The 1,342-nt window shown below is 46.1% G+C and carries 1 protein-coding gene; it reads left to right on the top strand.

Going from position 1 to position 1,342, the window contains the following annotated elements; genetic code table 11:
- Positions 1-123: 123 nt before the first annotated feature.
- The gene (locus AACW06_RS19555) at positions 124-1,323 is read left to right on the top strand and encodes an IS4 family transposase (protein WP_192076330.1); all 1,200 of its coding nucleotides are present in this window, start codon (positions 124-126) and stop codon (positions 1,321-1,323) included.
- Positions 1,324-1,342: the final 19 nt, after the last annotated feature.

Raw genomic sequence — 1,342 nt, 5'->3', positions numbered from 1 at the left:
TTCTTACGAATCCCCTCATAATTTCTATATAAAACAATGAGTAGACGCGCATCGCTCATTCTGATCTAATGAATTTCGCCAAAAACACACCTGATTAAATGGATTTAATAGGGAGCCCTAACGATGCACGACATTCAAATTCTACAGCAAACTATTGAGAATCAATGCCCTGAAATTCACAAAAAACGACTTAAATCTCTGGTACTTGCAACCAAAACGGTGCTTGATGGCTCTGATCTAACACTCACCAAAATTGGACGAGCTCTCGACACTGATACCACAGTCAAACATGCCATCAAACGTATCGACCGATTACTTGGTAATCGCAATCTACACCGTGAAAAAGAGTCCATATATAAATGGCATGCCTCCTTTATTACCCGTGCCAATCCATTTCCGGTGGTGCTGGTTGATTGGTCGGATGTTCGAGAGCAACTGCGCTATATGACATTACGCGCCTCGGTATCTGTTAAAGGACGCGCCGTCACGCTTTATGAGCAGGCATTTGAATACAAAAACTATAACTCACCCAAGAGCCATCAACACTTTCTCGACAAGCTGCAATCTCTGCTCCCAAAAGGTTGCACGCCTATCATTGTCTCCGACGCAGGCTTTAGAAATACATGGTTTCGGCAAGTCGCCAACAAGGGTTGGTTCTGGCTTGGGCGTGTACGTGGCGAAGTCTCGATTAAGTGTGGAGAAGACTCTTGGCAATGGAATAAAACGTTTTACCCTCAAGCAACAGATAAGCCGCAGTTTTTAGGGGAAAGCCAACTTGCTAAACGCTCACCGCTTAAGTGTTTTGCTTACTTATACAAGAGTCATCCCAAAGGCAGAAAAGCCCATCGGCACAGCCGAACGTGCCAAAAACACTCGGCAGGAAAAGTGTTCCACAAAGGAGCAAAAGAGCCTTGGCTTCTGGTCACGAACATCCCCAACCATGTACTTAACGGCATTAAAATAACCCGTTTGTACGCCAAAAGAATGCAAATTGAAGAGTCGTTCCGTGATTTAAAAAGTCCAGCCTACGGGTTGGCGCTCCGCCATAACCGAACACGTTGCACCAAACGCATTGATATCTTATTGCTTATGGCATTGATGGCCGAAATCATCATGTGGTGGAATGGCTTAATCGCCATGCAAGCCAATTGGCATTACGACTTCCAAGCCAACACCATCAAGCATCGTCGGGTGCTCTCCATTCCTAGACTTGGTAAGGAAGTACGTTGTCATCGGAGATACCGAATACAAGAGTCCCAATATCACTGGGCAATGGTGGAATATCAGCGCCTCACGCATACCTGTGGGTTGGGGGAATTATGAGGGGATCCGCCAGCGCCGC

Origin of the sequence: Vibrio sp. S12_S33 (genome assembly GCF_963889785.1) — a bacterium.
In the GTDB taxonomy this organism is placed as follows: Bacteria; Pseudomonadota; Gammaproteobacteria; order Enterobacterales; family Vibrionaceae; genus Vibrio; species Vibrio aestuarianus.
The sequence above is the reverse complement of the archived record's forward strand: the minus strand, read 5'-3'. Positions and strand labels throughout refer to the sequence as shown.

What these genes read in the sequence shown, in the direction of transcription:
- AACW06_RS19555 (WP_192076330.1), top strand. Translation starts at nt 124, where the DNA reads ATGCACGACATTCAAATTCTACAGCAAACTATTGAGAATCAATGCCCT.